The sequence below is a fragment of the Rhodococcus sp. WAY2 genome, assembly GCF_009859915.1.
GTDB classification, from domain to species: Bacteria; Actinomycetota; Actinomycetes; order Mycobacteriales; family Mycobacteriaceae; genus Rhodococcus_F; species Rhodococcus_F oxybenzonivorans.
On sequence record NZ_CP046572.1, the window covers coordinates 3,804,523 to 3,824,472 of the forward strand.

Annotated in this window: 18 protein-coding genes; 11 read left to right on the forward strand and 7 right to left on the reverse strand. The window is 64.5% G+C overall.

The annotated features are described in order from the left end of the window. Window positions 1-124 precede the first annotated feature (124 nt). The 4 genes from GFS60_RS17445 (at window position 125) to GFS60_RS17460 (ending at window position 3,881) form a co-directional block, all read left to right on the forward strand. On the forward strand, window positions 125-1,102 hold the full coding sequence (locus tag GFS60_RS17445; protein WP_159923066.1) for a TIGR00341 family protein: 978 nt from the start codon (window positions 125-127) through the stop codon (window positions 1,100-1,102). A gap of 217 nt (window positions 1,103-1,319) precedes the next feature. Next, entirely contained in the window at window positions 1,320-2,858 is a 1,539-nt protein-coding gene (locus GFS60_RS17450) for an arylsulfatase (RefSeq protein WP_159923068.1), read from the forward strand. Between the two features lie 64 nt (window positions 2,859-2,922). Further along, window positions 2,923-3,573 (forward strand): hypothetical protein, encoded by a 651-nt coding sequence (locus GFS60_RS17455; RefSeq protein WP_159923070.1) that lies wholly within the window; start codon window positions 2,923-2,925, stop codon window positions 3,571-3,573. A 95-nt stretch (window positions 3,574-3,668) separates the two neighbouring features. Then, complete coding sequence (locus GFS60_RS17460; protein WP_159923072.1) at window positions 3,669-3,881, forward strand: hypothetical protein; 213 nt, start codon at window positions 3,669-3,671, stop codon at window positions 3,879-3,881. A gap of 53 nt (window positions 3,882-3,934) precedes the next feature. Here the strand turns inward: GFS60_RS17460 and GFS60_RS17465 are convergent, their stop codons facing one another. Then, complete coding sequence (locus GFS60_RS17465; protein WP_159923074.1) at window positions 3,935-4,633, reverse strand: Clp protease N-terminal domain-containing protein; 699 nt, start codon at window positions 4,631-4,633, stop codon at window positions 3,935-3,937. Window positions 4,634-4,762: 129 nt separating this feature from the next. Between GFS60_RS17465 and GFS60_RS17470 the strand changes: the two genes are divergently transcribed. Together GFS60_RS17470 and GFS60_RS17475 are read left to right on the forward strand one after the other, a co-directional pair. Then, a complete protein-coding gene (locus GFS60_RS17470) occupies window positions 4,763-7,132 on the forward strand; it encodes an FdhF/YdeP family oxidoreductase (RefSeq protein WP_159923076.1) in 2,370 nt (789 codons plus the stop codon). A gap of 166 nt (window positions 7,133-7,298) precedes the next feature. Further along, a complete protein-coding gene (locus GFS60_RS17475) occupies window positions 7,299-7,535 on the forward strand; it encodes a sigma factor-like helix-turn-helix DNA-binding protein (protein WP_159923078.1) in 237 nt (78 codons plus the stop codon). A gap of 46 nt (window positions 7,536-7,581) precedes the next feature. Here GFS60_RS17475 and GFS60_RS17480 read toward each other — a convergent pair whose 3' ends face one another. The 3 genes from GFS60_RS17480 to GFS60_RS17490 form a co-directional block, all read right to left on the reverse strand. Then, window positions 7,582-8,364, reverse strand: a complete 783-nt coding sequence (locus GFS60_RS17480; RefSeq protein WP_159923080.1) for a winged helix-turn-helix transcriptional regulator — start codon at window positions 8,362-8,364, stop codon at window positions 7,582-7,584. A 344-nt stretch (window positions 8,365-8,708) separates the two neighbouring features. Continuing rightward, window positions 8,709-10,532 (reverse strand): NAD(P)/FAD-dependent oxidoreductase, encoded by a 1,824-nt coding sequence (locus GFS60_RS17485; RefSeq protein WP_159923082.1) that lies wholly within the window; start codon window positions 10,530-10,532, stop codon window positions 8,709-8,711. Window positions 10,533-10,610: 78 nt separating this feature from the next. Further along, window positions 10,611-11,765, reverse strand: coding sequence for a hypothetical protein (locus GFS60_RS17490; RefSeq protein WP_159923084.1), 1,155 nt, complete (start codon window positions 11,763-11,765; stop codon window positions 10,611-10,613). A gap of 181 nt (window positions 11,766-11,946) precedes the next feature. On the opposite strand from GFS60_RS17490, the gene GFS60_RS17495 reads away from it, so the two are divergent. Both GFS60_RS17495 and GFS60_RS17500 read left to right on the forward strand, forming a co-directional pair. Beyond that, window positions 11,947-12,993: a 2,3-butanediol dehydrogenase gene (locus GFS60_RS17495; RefSeq protein ID WP_159923086.1), complete on the forward strand. Its 1,047-nt coding sequence runs from the start codon at window positions 11,947-11,949 to the stop codon at window positions 12,991-12,993. Between the two features lie 47 nt (window positions 12,994-13,040). Next, window positions 13,041-14,300 carry a GAF domain-containing protein gene (locus tag GFS60_RS17500; protein ID WP_236603183.1) on the forward strand — a complete coding sequence of 420 codons (1,260 nt, stop codon included), beginning with the start codon at window positions 13,041-13,043 and terminating at the stop codon, window positions 14,298-14,300. Window positions 14,301-14,348: 48 nt separating this feature from the next. On the opposite strand, the gene GFS60_RS17505 is transcribed toward GFS60_RS17500, so the two are convergent. Together GFS60_RS17505 and GFS60_RS17510 are read right to left on the reverse strand one after the other, a co-directional pair. Then, window positions 14,349-15,128: an acetoin reductase gene (locus GFS60_RS17505; RefSeq protein WP_159923090.1), complete on the reverse strand. Its 780-nt coding sequence runs from the start codon at window positions 15,126-15,128 to the stop codon at window positions 14,349-14,351. 105 nt (window positions 15,129-15,233) lie between these two features. Continuing rightward, window positions 15,234-15,533, reverse strand: coding sequence for a hypothetical protein (locus tag GFS60_RS17510; protein WP_159923092.1), 300 nt, complete (start codon window positions 15,531-15,533; stop codon window positions 15,234-15,236). Between the two features lie 159 nt (window positions 15,534-15,692). Here GFS60_RS17510 and GFS60_RS17515 point away from each other — a divergent pair, with 159 nt between their 5' ends. The 3 genes from GFS60_RS17515 (at window position 15,693) to GFS60_RS39170 (ending at window position 18,744) form a co-directional block, all read left to right on the forward strand. Continuing rightward, window positions 15,693-16,145: a nitroreductase family deazaflavin-dependent oxidoreductase gene (locus GFS60_RS17515; protein WP_159923094.1), complete on the forward strand. Its 453-nt coding sequence runs from the start codon at window positions 15,693-15,695 to the stop codon at window positions 16,143-16,145. Between the two features lie 42 nt (window positions 16,146-16,187). Then, complete coding sequence (locus tag GFS60_RS17520) at window positions 16,188-18,203, forward strand: APC family permease (protein ID WP_159923097.1); 2,016 nt, start codon at window positions 16,188-16,190, stop codon at window positions 18,201-18,203. Window positions 18,204-18,315: 112 nt separating this feature from the next. Further along, a complete protein-coding gene (locus tag GFS60_RS39170) occupies window positions 18,316-18,744 on the forward strand; it encodes a hypothetical protein (protein WP_159923099.1) in 429 nt (142 codons plus the stop codon). Here the strand turns inward: GFS60_RS39170 and GFS60_RS17530 are convergent. Then, window positions 18,714-19,937 carry a L,D-transpeptidase gene (locus GFS60_RS17530; RefSeq protein ID WP_159923101.1) on the reverse strand — a complete coding sequence of 408 codons (1,224 nt, stop codon included), beginning with the start codon at window positions 19,935-19,937 and terminating at the stop codon, window positions 18,714-18,716. The genes GFS60_RS39170 and GFS60_RS17530 overlap by 31 nt on opposite strands. Window positions 19,938-19,950 lie beyond the last annotated feature (13 nt).

Below are 19,950 nucleotides of genomic sequence, written 5' to 3' on the forward strand. Positions count from 1 at the left end.
CACATCACCCGTACGGGGTGAGAATCCATGTCCGCGAACACACCAGGTGCCCGCGTTCGGGCAGCGTGACGCCGGTGACGGGTTACGGTGGCACAACATCTTTCAGGCGGTCGAAAGGATCATGATGCGCCTGCTTCTCATACCGGACAGTCAGCGGCGAGAGTTGAACGAACTCGACGATCGACTGAACCTCGACGACGGTGACCGGGCAGCGAAGCGATCCGGCTTCTGGATCATGCTTACCCTCTCCGGGATCATCGCCGTCGCCGGCGTGGTGGGGGATTCGACCGCGACGGTGATCGGCGCGATGATCGTCGCCCCGTTGTCGACGCCGATTCTGGGTATCGGTCTCGGCATCGCTACCGGCCGGGGACGGTTGGTAAGTCGCAGCGCCTTCTATGTGCTGTGTGGGCTCGCCCTGGTCGTGGCGCTCGGGTTCGTCTTCGCGCAGGTGCTGCCCAACCCTGCCAATGTGCTCACGAACTCCCAGGTGGTCGGCAGGACCTCGCCGAATCTGACCGATCTCGCGGCGGCCCTTGCCACCGGCCTGGCGGGAGCGATCGCCGTCACCCGCCGCGATGTCGGCGACGTCCTGCCCGGTGTTGCAATCGCGATTTCGCTCGTGCCCCCACTCGGTGTCGTGGGAGTGTGCCTCGGCTCCGGTGCACCCTCGCTGGCCGTTGGAGCACTGGTGTTGTTTGCATCCAACGTGATCGCCATGGTGATCACCTCCACCGTGGTGTTCGTGATCGCCGGCTATGCGCGCGCATCCGGTATCCCCACGCCATCACGTCGATACAGGGTCTACATCGTCCTGGCATCGGCGTTGATCATCGTCGCGGTCCCCATGGTCGTGAATACCCTGTCCTCCTTGTGGGCCGACCAAATCCACGACGCCGCCGAGCAGTGGCTGACCGACGTCCCGGGCACCGAGATAGGAGCCGTCACTTGGCAAGCCGACACGGCCGTCATCGAGGTGCTCGGACCGCCGCAGCTGCCACCGGTCGCCGACCTCGAACGGTCGGTGCACGCCCTGATGCCCTGGAACCCGCAAATCGTGATCATCCACGCCGTCGGCGCACGCACTCAGACACCCGGATAGTGAGGCTCTCGAGAATGCCCACAATGCTCAGCCCGGCATCGAATGGTCAGGGCAACCATTTTCTCCGTAATTCACCGGCCGGGGGCGTGCTTCTCACCCGGTGTGGGTGATGTGGCGCTGAGGTGCCGCGAGAAACGTCATGTCTGCGAGTTCCCGGACCCGGCCGGCCACGGTCGGTGAAGAACGTACATCCGCCCGATGATGCGAGGAGAGACAAATGGCCGACGCGAAACCCAACATCCTCGTTATCTGGGGCGACGACATCGGTATCACCAATCTGAGCTGCTACAGCGACGGGCTGATGGGATACCGGACACCGAATATCGACCGTCTCGCCGACGAGGGCATGAGGTTCACCGACTCCTACGGCGAGCAGAGTTGCACGGCCGGTCGCGCGTCGTTCATCACCGGTCAGAGCGTGTATCGCACCGGCATGAGCAAGGTTGGGATCCCGGGAGTCGACGTGGGATTGTCTCCCGAGGACCCCACCATCGCAGAACTGCTCAAACCGCTCGGATACGCCACCGGGCAGTTCGGGAAGAACCATCTCGGCGACCTGAACAAGTATCTGCCGACCGCGCACGGGTTCGATGAGTTCTTCGGCAACCTTTACCACCTCAACGCCGAAGAGGAACCCGAGCTCCCCGACTATCCCAGTGCACAGGACTATCCCAAACTGCACGAGGTGATGATGCCGCGCGGGGTCCTCCATTGCTGGGCCACCGAGGAGGACGCCGGTGAGGTCGATCCGCGGTATGGGCCGCTCGGAAAGCAACGCATCGAGGACACCGGGCCGCTGAGCAAGAAGCGGATGGAGACCATCGACGACGAGACGGTCTCGGCGGCAATCGACTTCATCACGCGGCAGAAGGAAGCAGACACCCCGTTCTTCGTGTGGATGAACACCACACACATGCACCTGCGTACCCACACGAAACCAGAGAGCATCGGACAGGCCGGGTATTGGCAGTCGCCGTACCACGACACCATGATCGATCACGACAAGCACGTCGGCCAACTGCTCGACGCGGTCGACGAGCTGGGTCTCACCGAGAACACCATCGTCATCTACAGCACCGACAACGGACCCCACGCGAACACCTGGCCGGACGGCGCGACCACCCCTTTCCGCAGTGAGAAGGACACCAACTGGGAGGGTGCGTTCCGCGTCCCCGAAGTGATCCGCTGGCCGGGCAAGATACCCGCCGGCGTGGTGTCCAACGAGATCGTGCAGCACCACGACTGGCTTCCCACCTTCCTTGCCGCCGCGGGGGCACCCGAGGTCGTGGAGCACCTGAAAGCCGGCTATGACGTCGGAGAGAAGACGTTCAAGGTGCACATCGACGGCTACAACCTGCTCCCGTACCTGACCGGAGAGGTCGACACGTCCCCGCGCCGGGGAATGGTCTATTTCTCCGACGATTGCGACGTGCTGGGCATCCGCTTCGACAACTGGAAGATCGTGTTCATGGAGCAGCGGGCGCAGGGCACCCTCGGTTTGTGGGCGGAGCCGTTCACCCAACTGCGGCTGCCGAAACTGTTCAACTTGCGTACCGACCCGTTCGAGCGGGCCGACATCACGTCGAACACCTACTGGGACTGGTTCCTCGACCACGATTACATCGCCATCTACGGAACGTTCATCACGACTCAGTTCCTCGAAACCTTCAAAGAATTTCCTCCGCGACAGGAGCCGGCGAGCTTCACCATCGATCACGCCGTGGCGAAGCTGCACGCCTTCCTGGCGAAGGACTGACCGACATGCGGGCCAAGCCGCGCAGGGTGGCTGGGCTCGAGGGTTCCGGCGAACACTAATTCCCATGGCCGAGACGCAGGGCAAGGCCGGGTTCCACCAACTGAGGACCCCGCGTGCTGCTGCGGTCGCCGGGGTCGTCTTCGGCGTCCTATTCGGAATCAGCATCGTCTTGCTACGTACGGCGTTGCCGGCTGCCGCGTCGCCCTGGGTGCACCGGCAAGTGCAGATCACGATCGCGCTCGTGCTGGCACCCTTCGCCGGTATCGCCTTCCTGTGGTTTATCGGTGTCGTCCGGGACAGGTTCGGCGAACTCGAGGACCGATTCTTCGCCACCGTCTTTCTGGGCAGTGGACTGTTGTTCCTCGCGACGATGTTCGTGTCGATGGCACTGGCGGGCGGACCACTCGCCCTCTCCTGCGACTCGAAAGCTCCCCCAGCCGAAGTTCTCTACTTCGGGCGTGAAGTGATGTTGCACGTCAACAACGTGTACGGGGTTCGCATGGCGGCGGTGTTCATGATCTCGTTGGGAACGATCTGGTTGCGCACGGGCCTGATGCCGCGGTGGTTGGCCATCATCACCTACCTCCTCGCCCTGAGTCTGTTGGTGGTGGTCAGTTTCAGTCCGTGGGTGACGTTGGTGTTCCCGGCATGGGTGGTGGTGATCAGTGCCTACATTCTCACCGTGGATCGGGCTCGCCCGAGCCGGCCGAATTGACCTCTCACGGTCGGCCGCCGGGATGGCCCGAGTCGGGCACGCACTCGTCGACGCGATACCCGTATCGGACGGCATAGCTTCGGTACCGTGTCGGAATGAGCACACGCGATGTTCCGGCACAGATAGGCGACCTTCCTCCGATCGGGCGTCCGGCGAACAGCGCCCTGCTCGAGGCGGGCATCACCACCCTGGCTCAGGTGGCCGCTCGCAGTCGTCGTGAACTGCTCGCCATGCATGGCGTGGGCCCCAAAGCTGTTCGAATCCTTGAAGGCGCTCTCGAGGAAAGAGGACTCGCCTTCGTCGAGTGAGCACCGGCGGTGGGTGGAATCCCCGACCGACCGACTGCTGACCGGAAGCGGCTCTATTCCTTCGCTTCCGCTGCGCCGAGCGCCGTCAGCAGGAATCGCTCGGCGGCATCGGTGTCGGCGCCGAGGCGGCGGAGCGGACCCGGATTGTCCGTTTCGTCGGCCATCAACGCGAGCAGCATGTGTTCCGTTCCGATGTAGTTGTGGCCCAATCGCAGCGCCTCGCGGGTGGACAATTCGAGCACCTTCTTCGCGCCCGCCGCATAGGGGATCAGAGCGGGGGATTCGGTGTCGGCCGGCCCGGCAGCTAGGTCTGCCTCCGCGGCTTCCCGGATTGCCTGAGGTGTGAAGCCCTGGTCGGCGAGTGCCCGCATCGCGAGGCTGTCGGGCGCGCACAGCATGCCGAGCAGGAGATGCGCCGACTGAATCTCGGACAGGCGCTGCGCCCGAGCTTCCTCCTGCGATTGGACCACCGCCTGCCGGGCCTTCTCGGTGAAACGCGCGAACATGTTGGCACTGCCCTTGGGTGTGAACCGCTGCTGGGCGGCTTGCTTCGTGACGCCGATACAGCCGCCGATCTCCGTCCACGACGCACCGCTACGCCGCGCTTGATCGACGAAGTGGCCGATCAGGTGGTCGGATATTTCGTTGAGGTGCTCGGCGGTCAAGACCGCAGCCGTCAACTGTTCGAGGGGTTGATCGGGGTATCCGGAGCGGATTCCGTCGATGAGGTCGTCGAGTCGTATTTTCGTCATGCGTCAACGGTAGATTGACGCATGACGTCCGTCAAGGCTGGGTTGACGATGCGCACTTTTCTCCAGCCGATGCCGCGCCGCGCGAATACGATGACAGGAAGAACGTCGAGCCGTGACGGGAGACTGACCATGCGTCACCACGATGAGGGCCGCGACCACGACGAGGCCGACCTCGAAATTCGACCCCAAGAGGATCATGCCGCCGGCCCCACCGCCGTCGCAGTGTCGATGAAACGTTCGCTCGAACATATGGGCATGAGGCGGACGGCCGAGACTCTGCTGCGCCTCAATCAGGCCGAGGGATTCGACTGCATGAGCTGCGCGTGGCCGGACCCCGACCCGGGGCATCGGCACAAAGCCGAATTCTGTGAGAACGGCGCGAAGGCGGTTGCGGAGGAAGCGACCCGGTCCCGCGCCACTCCCGAATTCTTCGCCCGGCACAGTATCGCCGACCTCGACAGTCACAGCGAACACTGGCTGGGGCAGCAGGGGCGGATCACCCACCCCATGGTGAAGCGGCCCGGGGCGACGCATTACGAACCGATCGACTGGGACGACGCGTTTGCCCTGATCGGCGGCCAGTTGAAGGCACTCGACAGCCCGGACGAGGCCATTTTCTATACGTCCGGTCGGGCGTCCAACGAGGCGGCGTTCGCGTACCAGCTCTTCGTTCGCGCATTCGGTACGAACAATCTGCCCGACTGTTCCAACATGTGCCACGAATCCACCAGCATCGCCCTTCAGGAGTCGATCGGAATCGGCAAGGCGAGTGTGGTGATGGAGGACGTGTACGACGCGAAACTTATTGTGCTGCAGGGCCAGAATCCGGGCACGAATCATCCGAGGATGCTGTCGGCGCTGGAGAAGGCCAAGCAGAACGGTGCGAAGATCCTGTCGATCAATCCGCTCCGCGAGGCCGGTCTGGTCAACTTCAAGAATCCGCAGACCCCACGCGGCATGGTGGGATCGGGTACCGACCTGTCCGACATGCACCTGCCGATCGCACTGAACGGGGATCTCGCCCTGCTTCAGGCATTCGGTTCGCTGCTCGTCGAATGGGATGCGCTCGATCACGCCTTCATCGACCAGTACACGATCGGCTTCGAGTTGTGGAAAGAGCATGTCGCCGCAGTCGACTGGGACGTCGTCACCGAGACGACGGGGCTGTCCCGGGAGCAGATCACCGACGCCGCCACGTTGCTTCGGGACTCCGACGCCACCGTGTTCTGCTGGGCGATGGGACTCACCCAGCATCGTAACTCCGTGGCCATCATCAAGGAGATCACGAATCTCGCACTGGCCCAGGGCAATATCGGAAAGCGTGGTGCAGGGTTGTTTCCGGTTCGCGGGCACTCCAACGTGCAGGGTGACCGGACGATGGGTATCTGGGAGCGTCCGCCCGGGCATTTTCTCGATGCCCTGCAGAAGGAGTTCCGTTTCGATCCGCCGCGCGCGAACGGGTACGACACCGTCGACTCGATCCGTGCCATGCGCGACGGCAAGGCGCACTTCTTCCTCGGACTGGGCGGCAACTTCGTTCAGGCCGCCCCGGACACCGAGGTGACCGCTGCGGCGCTCCGCAAGACGCGCATGACCGTGCACATCTCCACGAAGATCAATCGTTCGCACCTGGTGTGCGGGGAGACGGCGCTCATTCTGCCGACGAAGGGACGCACTGAGAAGGATGTTCAGGCGTCCGGTCCGCAATTCGTTTCGGTCGAGGATTCGACGTGCTCGGTTCACGCGTCGCGGGGTCCGCTGGACCCGGCCAGTCCACACCTGGAGTCGGAAGTGGGCATCGTGACGCGCATTGCCGAAGCCACCATCGGTGACCGCTACGGAATCGACTGGAAGAGAATGCGAGAGGATTACGCGAACATCCGGCTGCACATCTCCCGCGTCGTGCCCGGATGCGAGGGGTACGAGGTGAACGTCCGACGTCCGGGCGGTTTCATCCTTCCGCACCCACCGCGTGACTCCCGAACCTTCGAAACGCGTTCGGGTCGTGCAGAGTTCGCGGTATCCCCGATCGAGGTCGTGCAGGTGCCGCCGGGGCATGTGATCTTGCAGACCCTGCGAAGCCACGACCAGTTCAACACCACGATCTACGGGTACAGCGACCGCTATCGGGGCATCGAGGGTGGCCGCCGCGTCATCTTCATGCACCGCGACGACATCGCGGCGCTCGGATTCGATGACGGCGACATGGTCGATCTCTTCACGCGCTGGGACGCTGACGAGCGGGTCCGGTGCGCGCAGAACTTCCGCATCGTCGACTACGACACCCCGCGCGGCTCCGCCGCCGCCTACTATCCGGAGTCCAATCCGCTGGTGCCGCTGGACTCGACGGCGCTGGGCAGCAATTGCCCGACCTCGAAGTCTGTCGTCATCTCGCTCGCGCGAGCGAAGGGGCGGCACGGCAATCAGGCCGGCGACCAAGACGAGGTGGGCGCGGACTGGACACACAAGACCGACCCGGAGCCGCACCACCTGTCCTGAGTTCGTCCGCAGTTCGCCACTGTGTCCCCTTACCGTGCTCTGTTCGATGGGTGTCACCCCTGCTCGCCCGCGCAACATCCCGGCTGATCGGGACGCCGGTCCCTTCCCTACGGGACATCGGGCCCGGCACAGTGAAGCGACTTCGACGAGCGAAAGGCGAGCCGTGGTGACCATCGATGACAAGAGCGCAACCCGGCCGTCGACGCTCCTCGACGCGCTACCCGAGCGGTACCGGACGGTGCTGCGCCTGCGGCTCGCTCATCAGTTGCCGGTCGAGCAGGTGGCCCGGCTTCTCGGTACCTCGACCGAGACTGTGCTGCTCACTCAGCACGCCGCGATGAACCTTCTCCGGCGAGAACTCGCGGACGGACGTCGCAATAAGGTCGAACACTGGATGCAGTGAGTCAGGGTGCCCGCATCGAATGCTCAATGCACTACGGGGCCGTAACTCACACCGCATCCGACAACGTGTATCCCGTGTCAGCGCAGGTGTTTCGGCTGCTGTGGGCAAGGAGTGTCGGAACCGAGTGCTCGTCGGTCTCGGATTTCAGTCTGAAACCGACGCCGCGCACCGTATCGATGACGTCCGGTGCCCCGTGAGATTCGAATTTGCGGCGTAGTAGATAGACACACGTGTTGAGGACGTTCGACTTGGAACCCGCCGGCAGACCCCACACTTCCTGCAACAGTTGTCCCCGGCGGACTACGCGGCCGGCATTGCCCGCGAGAGCGACGAGCACGTCGAGTTCTGTTCTACTCAGCGCGATGCGGGCACGGCCGACGTTGAGCACTGCATTGTCGGTGTCCACGGAGATGCCGGACGAGTTAGACGAATTCGACGACGAGCGAGACGGCCCCAGTCGTCGGAGGAGAGCACGAAGCCTCGCGACAACCTCGTCGACGTTGGCGGGAACACACATCACGTCGTCTGCGCCCGCCTCGAAGTAGGAACACCGCGTTTCCTCGTTCGCGAACTCGTCGACGACGAGGATGCCCGTTCTCGCTCCGAAAACACGCAAGACTCGGATGGTGTCCAGTGCCTCGAGGTTTCGTGAACGGGCGTCGACGATCACCACGTCGGCACGCCGCACGACCTCCGCTCCGTCGAGCGTGGCGGAACCGGGCTGCACGCGCATTCCCGCCGAGCGTAGGTACCCGACGAGCAATGATTCGGCGCTCGGAAGGAGGACAACCGTTCCCGGAACGGCACCGTGATCGGCAAAGGAGTACATCGGTGGTCCCCTCCCTCCTGCGGCTTCGCCCCCGTGAGTACTTCTCAACCACGGGTTGTTAATAAGCACTCACGGTCAGTGATCGGGAGAATCGACGGGAGTGTTACTGCAGGACGAGGTGAGATCAACCCACCGCATCACCGTCCGCGCCTGTGCCAGTGCAGTGATCGGGTTTCTGATCGGCGCGGACAGCCATCGTCCGGTGAGGAAGAGGAAACAAGCGACGAGAGCGTGGAGCATCGGGTGGGCAACTCTCTGTAGGTGGTCGAGAACGGGAAATCGGGCGCCCCGCACGGTGTGATGCGGGGCGCCCGACACGGGGGCGGATCAGACACGGGGTCGGATCAACTGAGGTGGTGCACTTCCTGCAATCCGTAGACCGGCGTGGGGATCTTCTCGTACCGTGCCTTGATCTGGAGGGCGAGATACAGGGAGTAATGCCGCGACTGATGCAGATTGCCGCCGTGGAACCACAGAGCTTCCTGCTGCGTCGGCTTCCACATGTTACGCTGCTCGCCCTCCCACGGGCCGGGGTCCTTGGTGGTGTCGGAGCCGAGGCCCCAGCACTTGCCGACCTTGTCGGCCACTTCCTGGCCCATGAGGTCCGCGGCCCACCCGTTCATGGAACCGTAGCCGGTGGCGTAGACGACCAGGTCGGCCGGCAGTTCCGTTCCGTCGCGCAGGACTACGGCGGTTTCGGTGAGTCGATCGACCTGTCCGGAGACGAGGTGGATGCTGCCGTCTGCGACGAGTTCGGAGGCGCCGACGTCGATGTAGTAGCCGGACCCGCGGCGCAGGTACTTCATGAACAGGCCGGAGCCGTCGTCACCGAAATCGAGCTTGAATCCGGCCTTTTCGAGCCGGTCGTAGAACTCCTTGTCTCGTTCGGCGATCTTCTGATAGATCGGGATCTGGAACTCGTGCATGATCTTGTACGGCAACGACGCGAACGTCAGATCGGCCTTCTCCGTGGTCATGCCCGCCGCGAGGGCCCGCTCCGAGTAGAGGTCGCCGAGGCCGAGATCCATAAGAGATTCCGATTTTACGATGTGCGTGGACGAACGCTGCAGCATCGTGACGTCGGCGCCGTTCTCGTAGAGCGCCTTGCAGATGTCGTGGGCCGAGTTGTTGGAGCCCACGACGACGACGCGCTTGCCCGCGTAGGCGTCCGGACCCGGGTGCTGACTCGAGTGGTGCTGCTCGCCCTTGAAGATGTCCTGGCCCGGGAACGTCGGGACGCTGGGTTTGCCCGACATGCCGGTGGCCAGCACCAGCTGTTTCGGGTGCAGCACGACCTCCTCACCGGCACGGTCGAGGACGACGGTCCATTCCTTGGTCTCCTCGTCGAACGTGGCGGAGGTGCAGGTGGTGGACGCCCAGTACGGGATCTCCATCACCTTCGTGTACATCTCGAGCCAGTCGCCGATCTTGTCCTTCGGGGCGAACACCGGCCAGTTGTCGGGGAACGGCATGTAGGGCAGGTGGTCGTACCAGACGGGGTCGTGCAGGCACAGCGACTTGTACCGGTTACGCCACTGGTCGCCGGGACGCTCGTTCTTGTCCACCACGATGGCAGGCACACCGAGCTGACGCATGCGGGCACCGAGCGCGATGCCGCCCTGGCCGCCGCCGATGATCAGTACGTAGGGCTGCTGCGTGTAGCCGAGTTCCTTCTCCTCGAGCTCGCGTCTTTCGGCCCAGCTCAGGGTGTCTCCGCCGGCGCCGTGGACCGCGCCCTTCACACGCTTCGTTCCGCGGGGCTCCTCGTGTCCCTTCAGCTCTTGCATGGTGGTGAGCAACGTCCACGCCTCGTCGCCCTTGAGCCGCAGGTGGCCCTTTCCGCGGCTCGTGGCGGTCTCGAACGTGATCCATGCGGAGGTGACACCGTCGGCCTCTACCGGGGTTTCGCTGGTGCGGAAGTTCGTCGGCTCGGTGTCGTCGAGTCGCGCCTGCAGCATTGCGGCGACGCCGTCGCGTCCCTCGACCGTCTTGAGATTCCAGGTGAATGCCACCAGATCCCGCCAGAAGCTGTCGACCGCGAACATGCCCGCAGCGCGTTCGATGTCCCGCGCAGCGAGAGCCGCTTCGAAATCAGCCAACCACAGGTCGACCCGTTCCTGAGGCGTCGAGAATGTCTGGACCGCGGGCGGCTGGACAGTCTGTGTCATGGACCTCTCCTTTTCTCTGTTGTGACTCACAGCACACTCCGTTCGTGGCGGGGGCAACAGCGTTGCAGCGTGTTGCAATCACGACCCGGCCGCGGAGGGCGCCCACCGCCGCAGACCGAAGGACTGGAACCCGACGACGTACAGCAGGGTCCACAGCACCAGCCAGTCGAGGAACCCGAGTGCGTTGCCATGCAGGTCACCGGCGACCACGGGCTCGTGGAGAACGTGCTCGGCGGCGAACCGGTAGTAGACGAGGAAGGTGACAACGGCGAGTCCGAAGGTGAGCGCCGCCCGCAGCAGTAAATTTCTGCCGTCTCCGAAACGGGTGGGCCGGTTGCCGAACGCGTTGGCCCAGAAAATCATCCAGAATGCCCAGCACACTCCGAGCTGGGCCGGGAACTGATGGATGGCATCGCCCAGTTCGGCGGTGGCCACGCTGCCGACGAGAATCTCGACCAGCGGAACCATCACGAAGTAGATCGCAGTTCCGAGGACGACGTTCCCGACCGTCGAGGCAAGGGCCACCGCTCGCGGATTGCGCTCACCGCCGAAGATGCGCCACGGCCAGTTGTCCAGCGTCTGCCCCGTCAGGATCACGGAGACGACGATCGAATAGAACCATCCGAGGACTGTGTCGATGGACATCAGCGGGTCCGTCGCCGACAGCGAGACGGAGGGCAATCCGAGAACCAGATACAGCGCCAGCGTCGGGACGGCGATGAAGGCGATCTCGCACAGGCCGACCAGTGGTTGACGCAGTCCCAGTGTGGTCCACGGCCAGTGTTTCCAATTCAGGACGGCCATCACCCACGTCCCGAAGCCGAAGAGCACGAACAGGGCCCCGGCGAAGTACCCCAGTCCGTCGGCGCGGTCCGCGGCGAAGTCGGGGAACAGCCGGCCGAGTCCGTTCGCGAGGAGCCACGTGACCGCCACCGCGAACACTGCCGTCGTGCCGAGGATTGCGATCCCTCGCGCCGGTTGGCCCAGTCGGTCGAAGCCTGCGAACTCGCAGTCGAAGCCGATGAAGACAATGAACAGGATCGCCCAGAACAGTGCCGCATTGAATGGAAGCGGGTAGAAGTTCCACGGACTGATCTGCGGATCTGCGAGCAGATACCAGGTAGCGACTGCTACAGCCGTGACAACGGCGAGGTTGGCCAGGCCGAACACCGCCCAGGACGGGGATCTTTTCGGTGGCGCGCTTGTCGAGGACGGGCTCAGGGTTGCCGTCATGTCGTGCTCCTTCGTCGGAAAATGCGTGCAATGTCGCGGCAACTATGAGCTGGATCACACAGGCCGCGGCAGGGTTGCGGGCAGTAGCCGCTGCAACGCGCTGCAACCCTTCCGGTTTGTGGGCCAGGTCACATACAACTCAGTGCATACCGGCAGGGTGCCGGAACGACGGGAGTGAACGATGCGCGCAGCTGTGTACTACGGCCCGAACAAGGTGGAGATCGCCGACGTGCCCGAACCTCAGGCCGGGCCGGGGCAGGTAAAGGTGAAGGTCGGCTTCAACGGCATCTGCGGAACCGACCTGCACGAGTACTACGCCGGGCCGATCTTCATCCCCACCGAGCCGCACGCCTTGACCGGACAGCAGATGCCGCTGGTCCTCGGTCACGAGTTCTCGGGCACGGTCACGGAGGTCGGCAAGGGCGTCACCGGCACGTCGGTGGGCGACCGGGTCGCGATCGAACCGATCTACCGTTGCGGGCACTGCGCCCCGTGTGCGGCCGGGAACTACAACATCTGCCAGCAGATCGGATTCCACGGTCTGATGTCGGACGGCGGCATGGCCGAGTACACGGTGGTGCCGGCCGACATGGTCCACCCGCTGCCGGACAATGTGTCGCTGGAGCTCGGTGCCCTCGTCGAACCGATGTCCGTTGCCTATCACGCAGCGACCCGGGGCGACGTCCGTCCGGGTGACACCGCGATGGTTTTCGGCGCCGGACCCATCGGAATCGGTCTGTGGTTCGCGTTGCGCGGCAAGGGGCTCGACGACGTCCTCGTCGTCGAACCGTCACCGACCCGCCGCGCCGCGATCGAGGCGCTGGGCGCGAAGACCCTCGATCCCACCGCAGTGGACATTCCCGATTATGTCCGCGACGCCACCGAGGGCCGCGGAGCCGACGCCGCCTACGACGCCGCGGGTGTGCAGCCGTCCGTCGAAACCGCACTTGCCTGCGTGGGCGCCCGTAAGCCCATGGTCAGTGTCGCAATTTACGAAAAGCCGCTCGAGACACCACTGTTGAATCTGGTGATGAACGAGTCGCGCATCCAGGGTTCGCTGTGTTACACGTCGGCCGACTACGAGGCGGTCATCGCCCTGATGGCGGAAGGCAAGTACGACACCACGGGATGGGTCAGCGCCATCGCCCTCGACAGCGTGGTCGAAGATGGCTTCGAAGCCCTACACGCCGGCACCAAGATGAAGGTGCTCGTGGACCCGTCGCGGTGACCTCCACACGACGCGGTGCTTCAAGACGCCGGACCGCCGAACCGGCGGTGGGTGCGGGAGAAGATCCGGCGGGGTATGCGCGGATTCTCGCGGCCGTGTACGAGGCCACGATGTCCGGAGACAAATCCCCTGCACGACCCCGGGAGGTGGTGGACGATTCGTGGCGGCGGCTGAGGGAGCTGGGCATCGACCCCGAGTCGGCGCCGCCTACCCCGCGGATCACGCCGTCGAGACTGGACACGCGCCGCCGCGAGTCCGGGCTCGTCGACGTGCTCGACCACCTCGTTCACGGGTTGGACGCGGTGGTCGACGGCGGCGACAATATTCTCGTCGTCACCGATCACCACGGGGTTGTGTTGTGGCGCAGAGGATCGTCGTCGGCGCTCGGTCGGGCCGATCGGCTCGGCTTCGTCGAGGGCGCAACCTGGGCGGAGGAGAGCGTCGGCACCAACGGGATCGGCACCGCGCTCGCCTCACGCAGACCCGTACAGATCTTCTCGGCCGAGCATTACGTGCGCAGTCATCACGCGTGGACCTGCGCCGGAGCGCCGATTCGCGATCCCCGAACGGGCCGTGTCCTCGGTGTCGTCGACGTCAGCGGTCCCGTGGGCACCGTGCACCCGGCCACACTCGCACTCGTCGACGCGGTCGCGCGCCTCGCCGAATCGCATCTGCGAGAGACACACCGGGAGCACCTCGACCGGCTGCGGGCTGTCGCGGCGCCGATGCTGTCGCGAATGTCCGGTCCCGCCTTGGCAGTCGACAGTGACGGATGGACGGCCGCGATCGCGTCGTCGCCGTTCCGTCCGCGACTGCTGTTGCCCGATGACATGACCCCGGGGCGTGCGTGGATGCCTGACCTCGGCTCGTGTGACGTCGAACCGCTTCCCGGTGGGTGGTTGGTGCGCCCGGTCGGAAACTCGGACCGCGAGGCAACGCCGCGGACGCTCGTGCGGCTCGACCTCACTCGACCGCAACACCCGATCGCGCACGTGCACAGCGTCTTCGGATCCTGGGCGCACGAGCCGACACCGCGACATGCGGAGATCCTCTTTCTCCTCACCCGGAGTCGCGACGGCCGCACGGCCGCGCAGTTGGCCGACGACCTGTTCGGCGACAGCGGTCGTGCGATGACGGTACGAGCCGAGATGTCGCGTTTGCGTCGCCACTTTCCCGGAATTGTTCTGGGACAGCCCTATCGGTTCGACGAGGCCGCGACGCTGGACGTGCGCCTACCCGAGGACCGTACTCGGCTGCTTCCGCATTCGGTGTCGCCGGCAGTAGTGGCAGCCCGCACCTCCCTGTGAGTACTTATTAACCGCCGCTGGTTAATAAGTACTCACAGGGGTGGTGGTCTAGCGGTACACCAGCCCGCCGTCGATCAGGCCCGCCTGCCCGGTCATGTAGTCGGAATCAGGTCCCGCCAGATAGGAGACGTAGGCCGCGACGTCCTCAGGAGTCTGGGCACGGCCGAGAGCGATACCGCCGACGAACTTCTCGAACGTCGCACCCTTCGGTGTGCCGGTGAGGGCCGCGAACCGCTCGTCGATGGTGACCCACATGTCGGTACCGACGACACCGGGACAGTACGCGTTGACGGTGATGCCGTCGGCCGCATACTCCTTGGCCGCCGCCTGTGTCAGCCCGCGGACCGCGAACTTCGTCGCCGAGTAGACGCCGAGCATCGCGAAGCCCTCATGACCGGCGATCGACGATGCGTTGATGATCTTGCCGCCGTGCCCCCGCGCCCGAAACTTGGCTGCCGCGACTTGAATACCCCACACCACGCCCTCGACGTTGACCGCCAGAATTCGCGACACTTCCTCGGGCTGCACGTCTGCGAGGGGATTCACCTGCGCGATTCCCGCATTGTTGACGATGATGTCGAAGCCGTCCAACTCGTGCTCGGCCTGATCGACAGCGGACTGGACTTGGCTTCGGTCGGTCACATCGGCAACTACGGAGATTGCCTTCGACCCCACGGCGCGAATCTCATCGGCCACCGCGTGCAGACGGTCGCCGTTGACATCGACGAGTGCGATGTCGGCGCCGTCCGCTGCTAAACGCAACGCGATTGCCCGCCCGATGCCTTGCCCTGCTCCCGTGATCAGAGCGACTTTGCCTTCGATGCTCATCCCTGAGCTCCTCTCGATAGTGATCGTCCTCACAGAGAAGGCAAGCACTGTCGATTGCGGGCACTCAAGGGTTGCACGCCGTAGCGGGCGAAGAATGGCGACGAGTCAGCTGTCTCGCCGAACGGAGAGGACGCGTGCCGGTCGGTTCTCGCGGTAGGCGTCGCCTCGGAGGACGAGTGGAGCGGGGGCGATGTCCGATGCGCTGTGCAGACGTGTACTGCCGTCGGCCGACCGATCGGCTGCAGCGGGGGTGATGTCACCTCGGACGGCCCGCGCCATGGTGGTGGCCTCGCCGATGGCGAACGCGATGGGAATGGCAACGACAACGGATGCGACGGCAGCGGCTGCGTCGAAGGCGAGGCGCGTTACTTCGAGTGCACCGTTGATTGTGTCGCGCATGCCCATGAAAGCTTCCTTCGCTATCGATCGTGGTGAAGCACACGACCTCGCCGGGAATTGCATTGCGCCGTGCAGGTTACGATTGATCTTGCACTACTTGCGAGTACCAAACCGTGCAGTTTTCTTTCCACCCACGCGGTACATCATCAGTGGAGGCCGAACGACATGGAACACTCGCCCGACACCGTGAAGCCCCCGTGGTACCTGCCCTGGGTCAACATGGTGATCATCGGTCTGCATCACCTGGGGATCGCTATGCCGATGCCGACGCTCACCGTTTCCGGGCGAAAGAGCGGTAAGCCGCGGTCGACGCCGGTGTCACCGTACGAGGTAGACGGCTCGAGGTACGTGGTCGCCGGATATGCCCGATCGGATTGGGCAAGAAATGCGGAGGCGGCAGGCCGGGGAACGTTGACCCGTGGCCGTCACAGCGAGCAGGTGCGGCTCGTGGCCCTGCCGGTGTCGGAGCGGGGACCGATCCTGCGCGAGTTCCCGGTCAAGATGCCACATGGCGTCTCGATGTTCCTGAAGGCCGGAACGGTCGAGAATGCGTCGCCGGAAGCGTTCGAAGCCGCCGCGCCCCGGTGTGCCGTCTTCCGGATTGAGCCACTCGGCTAGAAGAGCCGCCGGAACCGTGTGCCGAGGACGTACGCTTCGGCAGTGTCCAAAGCTGTACACGCGGCTCGGCGGCTGGTCCTCGGCCGTGCGTTGCGCAGCGAACGCCTCGGCGAGCAGTCGCTGTCCAAGCGGCTGGCGCTGCCGATCTTCGCGTCCGATCCACTGTCGTCCGTGGCGTATGCGACCCAGGAAATTCTGCTGATCCTGTCGCTCGGTGGGCTTGCGTACCTTTACCTCACGCCGTACCTGGGTGCAGCGGTGGTGGTGCTCCTCGCGGTGGTTGTGCTCTCCTACCGGCAGGTTGTCTTCGCCTACCCCAGCGGCGGTGGATCCTACGAGGTCGCCAACCGCAACCTGGGACCGTCGGCCGGCCTTACCGTGGCCAGCGCCCTGCTCGTCGACTATGTGATGACGGTGGCGGTGTCGGTGGCAGCGGGGGTCGACAACCTCATCTCCGCTGCCCCGTCCCTGAACGAGCATCGAGTGGCGTTGGCGGCGGGCTTCGTGGTCCTGCTGACCGCGATCAATCTGCGCGGGGTCCGCGAGTCGGGCAAGGCGTTCGCTGTACCAACCTACGGTTTCATCGCCGGCGTCGTCGTGCTCATCGTCACCGGGCTGATCCGGGCGGCGTTCGGAAATCCGCCCGTCGCGGAGAGCGCCGCCTACACGATCACTGCCGAACACTCGGGACTCACCGGCCTCGCACTGATCTTCTTCGCCCTGCGCGCCTTCTCCTCCGGCTGTACGGCGTTGACGGGGGTCGAGGCGATCTCCAACGGGGTGCCTGCCTTCCGCAAGCCCAAGAGCGCCAACGCCGCGAAAACTCTCGTCGCAATGGGAGCCACCGCGATCGTGATGTTCTCCGGCGTCACCGCACTGGCCATCATCAGCAAGGTCCGAATCGCGGAGAACACCTGCGACCTCATCGGGTTCGCCGGAGATTGTGCGACCGATCCGCAGCGGACAGTGATTGCTCAGATCGCCGCCGCGGTGTTCGGCGGAAGCACCAATGTGGGGTTCTTCTATATTCAGGCAGCCACCGTGCTCATCCTCATCCTGGCTGCGAACACTGCCTACAACGGGTTTCCGCTGCTTGCCTCGATACTGGCCCGCGACCGCTACCTGCCCCGCCAGCTCAATACTCGTGGCGACCGGCTCGCGTTCAGCAACGGCATCATCCTGCTGGCGCTCGCGGCCGGCACCCTGATCGTCATCTTCGACGCCTCGGTTACCCACCTGATCCAGCTGTACATCCTCGGGGTGTTCACTTCCTTCACCCTCAGTCAGGCCGGGATGGTCCGGCACTGGAACCGCCTCCTGCGCACCACACCGGATCGCGCCGAGCGGCACAGGATCCACCTGCGACGTGCCGTCAACGGAATCGGCTGTGTGCTCACAGGGCTGGTGCTGATCATCGTCACCGTCACGAAGTTCACCCAGGGCGCTTACCTGGTAGTCATCGCGATGCCGATCCTTTTCGCTCTGATGAAGGGCATCCGCCGGCATTACGATCGTGTGTCGGCCGCGCTCGTCCTCGAGGAGGACAGTTTCGATCTGCCGTCCGAGGTGCATGCCATTGTCTTGATCTCGCAACTACACAAACCTGCTGCTCGCGCCCTCGCCTACGCCCGCGCAACTCAGCCTTCGATCATCGAGGCTGTGACCGTGCAGAGCGAGGACACGCCCCGCCTACAGAAGGAATGGTCCAAGCACGACCTTCCGGTGCCGCTCAAGGTGCTGGCTTCCCCTTACCGCGAAGTCACCCGCCCGATCATCAACTACATCAAGACGATACGTCGCGACAGCCCGCGGAAGGTGATCACCATTTACATTCCCGAATACGTCGTCGGGCACTGGTGGGAAAACCTTCTGCACAATCAGAGCGCACTACGCCTCAAGGGCAGACTGCTGTACACGCCCGGTGTGATGGTGACCAGCATCCCCTGGTTGCTGGACTCCGCCCAACGCATCCGCGACCCGGCACCGCTCCCCGCGCCTGGCGACATCCGCCGCGGCGCTCTTCCCGGGAAGTCATCACCGCCCGACACCCGGAAGTGAGCGATCTTTCTGCCGGTCAGCGTGTTCACCGAAACAGGAGTGGGGTACTCAGGGAAAGTCCTATTCGGATCGATCAGCGACATGAGGATTGTCGCGAAACTTGGTGAATGTCATGAACATCGTTCACAACACCGTTCGGGTGGTTGCCGGAGCCGGTGATGCCGCGACGGCCACTCTCGGTGCGATCGGTGGCGCCGCGATCGGTAGCGTCGTCGGCACTGTCAAAGGGGCCGGGGAGGGGGCAGTCGAGGGCGCTCGTCGCGGCAGCCATTCCACTCCAGCAGCCGTCATGACGATGGGGGCTGTCGCGCTGACCGGCGTGGTGGAGTGGCCTCTCGTTGCGGCGGCCGGCGGTACCGCCCTGTTACTGCACCAACTGAAGCCCGGCCAAGGAACAACTGAGGCGCCGGCGGAGCCCGACACTGCAGGTACCACGACTTCGGAGAGCCCGAAAACGGCGACGGAGGCGCCGGCGGCCGGCGGCGCTGCACCAACTGCCACGTCGAAGCGTCAGCGCAGCGCACTGCCCGCCAGCCACTGATCCCAGGGCACGCTCCAGTCACCGTTCTGCCATTGCTCCAGGGGAGCGCCGCCGGTGTTGCGAACCTCGACGATGTCGCCGGGGCGGGAGAAGTCGTAGAACCAGCGGGCGTTCTCGGGGCTGAGGTTCAGGCATCCGTGCGAGACGTTGGTGTTGCCCTGAGCCCAGATGGTGTCCGCGAGTTCGTGGAGGTAGATGCCGTCGGTGCTGATGCGGGTTGCGAAGTTGATCGACTCCTTGTACCCGAGGCGGGAGTTCACCGGGAGCCCATAGGTGGAGGAATCCATCACCACCGGGTTGGCCTTGTCGATCACGGTGTAGATGCCCGGCTGGGTCCAGAACGTCAGGGTCTGGCCGCCGACGACTTCACTTCCGCCCATGCCCATCGACGTCGGCATGGTGCGGACCACCTCGCCGTTGTCGGTGACAGTGATCTGCTTGGTGGTGTCGTCGGCCACGGAAATGTGGGCGTCTCCGATGGTGAAGGAGGTGGTCGCGTCCTCCTGACCGAACAGACCCTCACCGAGAGGTTTTCCGTAGACATTCGCGCGGACGGTGACCTTGGTGCCGGGTTCGTAATAGTTCTGCGGGCGCCAGTGCACATTCTGATCGTCGGCCCAATACCAGGAGCCCGACACCGGCGGCGTCGTTTCGACGCTCAGTGCCCGTTCGGCGGCTGCGCGGTCGGTGATCGGCTCGTCGAAATGGGTGACGATCACGATGCCGACGCCGAAGGTGCCGCCGTCGGTGAGGAGGTTGCCCCCGGTCGTCAGGAACGAGGGTTTGGTCTGATTGCCGGGCCGCACGGTAGTGAAAGTGCTCGTTCGATCGCTACGGGCGCCGTCATCGCCGACTGCGGTGATCACCAGGGTGTAGGTCTTTCCGTAGCCGAGGGGTACGCCCGGCTTCCACGACACGCGGTCGGGGGTGAAGATGCCGTCGATGACCCGGCCCTCGTCGTTGGTCATCGTGACCGACTCGAGAGTGCCGCCCGTGGTGTCGACCGACACCGGATCGAGCGGTTTGACCGCGGCCACCCCGTCGGCCGGGACCACGGTGATCTGCGGCCCTGCCGACGGTTGCGCGCTGGTGGGCGCGGACGGTGCGGAGGTGGAGCCGCAGGCGGTGAGGAACGCGGTGCACAGCACCAGAGTCAGAAGTGCGGCCAGACAGTGGGAACGGTGATTGCGCATGACGGCGGCCCCC